This window comes from Okeania sp. SIO2B9, from assembly GCF_010672505.1.
Taxonomy (GTDB): Bacteria; Cyanobacteriota; Cyanobacteriia; order Cyanobacteriales; family Microcoleaceae; genus Okeania; species Okeania hirsuta.
Genome location: NZ_JAAHGK010000434.1, coordinates 1 through 5468, shown reverse-complemented (window position 1 = coordinate 5468; position 5468 = coordinate 1). Strand labels below are relative to the sequence as shown.

Below are 5468 nucleotides of genomic sequence, written 5' to 3'. Positions count from 1 at the left end.
GTCAGGAAATAAACGAATCTCTAAACATTTACGCACCATCCAATCTATTTCTACTTCCGTATCAGTAGTTGCAATACCTACAAGTAAATTTAATCCTTTACCAATTTTACCAACAATTTTTCCATTTACTTTGACTTGAGAAAAATTCACTCTTTGGATAATAACTCGCATAACAAAAAAAGTTAAAGGTTAAAAATAATTTTTTCTTTTGACAAAGAAGAAACTAGAGAACAATAATAAATCGAAATTAGTATCATTCTCTAACTAGAGGACAATTACTTATGGTGACTTCTTCTTTCTAGAAGCTTTCTACTTTCTGGATTTAAATCTAAACATGAATCTCATAACGTTATAAATCTATATTTGCTTTTTATCGCATATATTCCTTTGTCAAATATGTGCAATTAATTTGGCACTACCACTTATAAGATTTATCCATAAATTTGCACTTAATATAAAGATGAGAATAGTTAGTGTAATCAGGTCTGAGCAACAATTATTAAGCGCATTTTTACAGATAAATTGTATTAATTAGGGTTTGCTGAAAAAGTCTTATGGGTGAGGGTAGGAGGACCGAGTCAGGAGTCAGGAGTCAGGAGTTAGGAGTTAGGGGAATTATAGAGGAGATAGTAGGAAGAATAGTCCCTGAATTTTTTTGCCCCTATCTTGACCAAAATCCGCTCCTAATTGAACCATTACTACCTAAAACCTCGCACTTTTTGATACTTAAAAAGGCACTTACCTTTATCTGCAAAGACTTTTAGATTTATTCAGCAAGCCCTAATTAATCTTCAATGGAAAGGAGTCAGGAGTAGATAATACTTACTTTTGTCTACCACTTCCCTTGTTTAATAGACTAAACCTTACTTGCATTGCCTCAATTGTGATGGGGGTGAATATTGAGTCATAATTTTTCCGATTCCTAATTCTTTTCTTTAAGCATAATCAATGTCTAGAACCCATTTGGAATCTTTTAGGTATCTCCAAATAAAGAGGGAGTAGGCGATCGGGACGTTGCATGCAACGTCCGTAGGTCATAGAGGCAAAGAATTGATGAATAAGAGTGCAATAATTGATTTAATTTTTTATTATTATGAGATTTATATTAGACATCTCCAGAAAAGAGGGAATAGGGAAGAGGTATGGAGGGGGAAATAATTGATAATTTTTGTACGATAATTGATTTAATTTTTTATTATTGGAGATGTCTATTTATGTACTTTATGTACTTAAATATAGGGAGATAGGTAGATGGTGAATATAGTGGCACATTTCCACCTTTTTCCCCTATTCTATTTCTCTAGCTCCTAATTCCTAATGTTGAAACATTGCTTTTAACCTCCATCTAATCATTTTTATACGTAGAAAAAATCCAATGTACAGCACTTCCTAGAAACAGAAGAAAAAAGATATTTTGGTTTGTAGGAAATTTAAATAATTCCAACCTATTACCTTATTCCTTATTCCTAACTTTTCAAGAAATAACACAGTCCTCTAATTGCGATCGCAACTCATCATGGTCTAAATTTTGACCAATCAAAACTAACTGATTTTTAGGAGTACCTTTCCACTCATCATCATTAATAGTAAACCGCTTACCACTCAAATGAAATATATGTCGTAGAGGACTTTCTTCAAACCACAAAATTCCCTTTGCTCGGAAAATATTTGCAGGCAATTTATTATCCAAAAAATCTTGGAATTTCTTAAGAGAAAGAGGTTTATCACTTTGAAAAGAAATAGAAGTAAAACCATCATTTTCTAAATGGTTGGAATGATGATGATGTTCATGGTCATGGTCGTGGTCGTAATGATGATGTTCATGGTCATGGTCATGGTCGTGATGATGATGTTCATGGTCGTGGTCATGGTCGTGATGATGATGTTCATGGTCGTGGTCATGGCTATGAGCTTCTTCTTTTATTTCAAAATACTTCTCCGACTCAAACAAACCCACACTGAGAATCAACGGCAAAGCTACTTGTGATTGGCTAGTCCTCATAATTCTCGCATCTTTTTTAACATCTCTAATTTTCACTTCTAATAAGTCTAAATTTTTCTCCTCAACTAGGTCAGTTTTATTTAACAAAATAATATCGCTATAAAAAATTTGACTATGTGCTGCCTGACTATTAAACAAATCAAGACTGTAGTTAGCAGCATCGACCAAAGTAATAATTGAATCTAGGCGAGTCATATCTCGTAATTCAGTACCTAAAAAAGTTAAAGCTACTGGTAATGGGTCAGCTACACCAGTCGTTTCTACAACTATATAATCAATTTTGTCTGGTCTGTCTAAAACTTGATGAACAGCATTAACTAAATCTTCATTAATAGTGCAGCAAACACAACCATTACTAAGTTCGACCATTGTGTCATCTCCATCGGTAGAAACAATTAATTCATGATCAATACCAATTTCTCCAAATTCATTTACTAAAACCGCAGTTTTTACACCCTGTTGATTTTGCAATATATGGTTCAGTAAAGTAGTTTTACCACTACCAAGAAAACCTGTAATTATTGTTACTGGTAAACCACTTTTTGGCAGATCCATATTTGAGGTATTTGATTGAGTTGTTGTTGATTGCATAATTGTCCTGTTAAGTTAGTTTAATGTTTATTGTTGACCAGAAGTACAATTATTATAGTATCAATTTTCATGTTCTAAAATTGAGGGTATCTTTAACGAAGTCAGAAGTCAGAAGTTAACCCACCCCTCGCCCCTCCCCCTCCCAGGAGGGGAAGTAGGGGATTTGAGCAACTCTCCAAAAATATTTCGCCTTAAAAGGCGGGGTTTTAGACCCAATCCTGTTTGATAATAAAAAATTAAATATAAAGTTATCAGCTTAACAAGTGCAACTTGATTAGACATCTCCAGTAATAAAAAATCAAATTAATTCTCGTACATAAATCATTAATTCTTTCCGCCTACTCTCTACTCCCTACTCCCTATTTTCTAGAGATGTCTATTAATTATGAGTTTCTATGATTGAAGATTTATCTACTGGTTAAAATCATCATTCTGTGAAGCACCAAAAAACCCCTGGATGGAAGGCAATAGGATTCCCACAATCAAAAAAAAATGTGGTAGTATTATGTTATTGGGCTGAACTCGCCCATAAGCATGACTTTTTATTCAACGCAAAAAAGTTGTCTAGGGAAGAAGTATTGAGAAATAGGAGTTTGGTTTTAGACTGAGTTGGGGCAAAAGCTAGTGGTTCAATAATTGATAATTGATAATTGATAATTACCTCTCCCTAAAAGGAAGAGGATTGAATAAAAGGAAAATTAATTCATTGTTTCTCCTTTAAAGGAGAGGGTTTAAACCTTAATTATTCGGTAAACTGAAGATTTATCTACTGGTTAAAATCATCATCCTGTGAAGCACCCAGAACCCCAGGATGGAATCCTATTGCCTTCCCACAATCAAAAAAAATGTGGTAGTATTATGTTATTGGGGTGAACTCGCCCATTCGCATGACTTTTTATTCAACGCTAAAAAGTTATGGACAGAGCAAATACTGAGAAATAGGAGCTTAGTTTTAGACTTAGTTAGGCCGAAAGCTAGTGGGTAATTAGTAGGTTTCCCAGAAATAAGGACACACTCAAGAAAGGGGTGAGAGAAAACTGCCTGATTTCCCTATCTCCTGTCTCTCAAAAACTAACCCGCAACAGAAATGAAGTCACCAAAAATCTCTAACATTTCAAAACTAAATTAATATTGCCCACTAGAAATCTCCAATAATAAAAAATAAAATCAATTATTGGACTAGATATATCAATTATTTCCCCCTACTCCCTACTCCCTACTCCCTACTCCCTACTCCCTACTTCCTACTCCCTACTCCCTCTTTTCTAAAGAATAATTGGCTCAAAAGTCGGTCTACCAAATTTTACAGACGGAATAAGCACATCTAATAATCGATCCACAACTTGCTTCCAAGTAAAATGCTGAAGAACCCATTTCGGTCCAGTTTGACGAGCATGGTCTAATAATAAAGATTTTTCAATAACTGTTTGCATTAATTCAATCAAATGCTCTTGTTCTGGTACTACACACCAGAGAGTATCTCCATCCCTTGTATAATTAGTCTGGAGTTTACTATCAATTTTTAAAGCAAAATCAGAGTTAGTAAAATCATCTGTCGGGCCACCTTTTGTACATATTACAGGCAAACCACAAGCTGTTGCTTCCAATACTGGCAAATTAAAACCTTCAGCTAAATAGGGAGAAACATAAGCATCAGCAACTTGATAAAGTTGAGCGAGTTCAAAAAATGAAAGAGTTTCGCCAACATAGATAATTCTAGACTTCACTTTTTCTATCTGTGTATTAGTGAGTGCAAGTTTGCTAGCTTTGAGAATAGAATCTTTAGAAGGAAAAATAGCATCCCTACCTTTAAGGATAAGTTTAGTATCTGGATAGCGCTCAACAATGATGGCAAATGCTTTGAGTAAACGTCCCACTCCTTGACTACTATTGCACATCACCCCAATATTGAGAAACACAAAATAGTTATTAATGCCCAACTTTTGGCGGAGAATAGTTCTCTGAGAAGTTGGTAAAGGATGATAAATATCAGGGTTGACACCAAGAGGGACAACAGCAACACGACTTTCTTGAGCACCACTACGAATAAACCCATCTTTTGACCAGTGGGAGGGGGTAATAATAATTGCATCTCCTTGAGCATGAGCTTCTGCAAAAGATTTTACACCCATTCCGTTAACAATAGATTTACTAACAATACCCCATTCGGTGCAGGCAAAAACTGCTGTTCGTTTGCTTGTGGAGAAACTGAGATTAAAGGGAGCATATATTCGTAATGTGGCATCAGCAGTTTTTTGAGGAGATGGTTTGGGGATGTTGCGTAATGCTATTTCTGCATCAGGAGGAAATAAACCTGTGACGGGTTGCCAATTTTTGCTAATGTAAGGCATATCCTGATGATAAATTTGTAGATGCTTTCGGTTCAGCATTTCTAGTAGTTGGAATTGATTTACGATCGCATAAGAATGGGGTAAAAAACGCCAACCTTGGATGATAATACGCAATGGGTTAATACTCCTAAATATTCTGATTTTTAGTAGTCATAGTTGAGATTTTTACAGCATGGTATCTATCTCAATACAAAAAGTGATAAATCGTAATTATACTATTGTGAAAAGTTTTGATAAAGAATTACTCTGATTTTAATAAAAATTTTAACATGATTAATAATACAATAAAAAATTAATTTTTTTATGAGTATAATTCGTAGTATTTAGGAAAATAATAAGTAGCTGGAAAAAAGTAATTATAAATGATCTGATATTTACTTTGATTTTGTTATCAATAAATCTAGTTATATTTGTCAAAAAATATTTAATCCAGAAAATCAAGGATTTTTTTATAATAATTGGGTGCATTTTTATCTTGATTTATCTGCAAGATTTCCTATTGGTAATGCTCATAAAGTTTCGTA

General features: G+C 34.1%; 3 protein-coding genes. All 3 read right to left on the bottom strand.

The features are described 5' to 3' along the window. The coding region (locus F6K13_RS16260; protein WP_287287844.1) for a D-aminoacyl-tRNA deacylase at nt 1-171 on the bottom strand (171 nt) is incomplete at its 3' end. A gap of 1303 nt (nt 172-1474) precedes the next feature. Further along, entirely contained in the window at nt 1475-2593 is a 1119-nt protein-coding gene (locus F6K13_RS16255) for a GTP-binding protein (RefSeq protein WP_124142982.1), read from the bottom strand. 1265 nt (nt 2594-3858) lie between these two features. After that, complete coding sequence (locus F6K13_RS16250) at nt 3859-5058, bottom strand: glycosyltransferase (RefSeq protein WP_124154878.1); 1200 nt, start codon at nt 5056-5058, stop codon at nt 3859-3861. Nucleotides 5059-5468 lie beyond the last annotated feature (410 nt).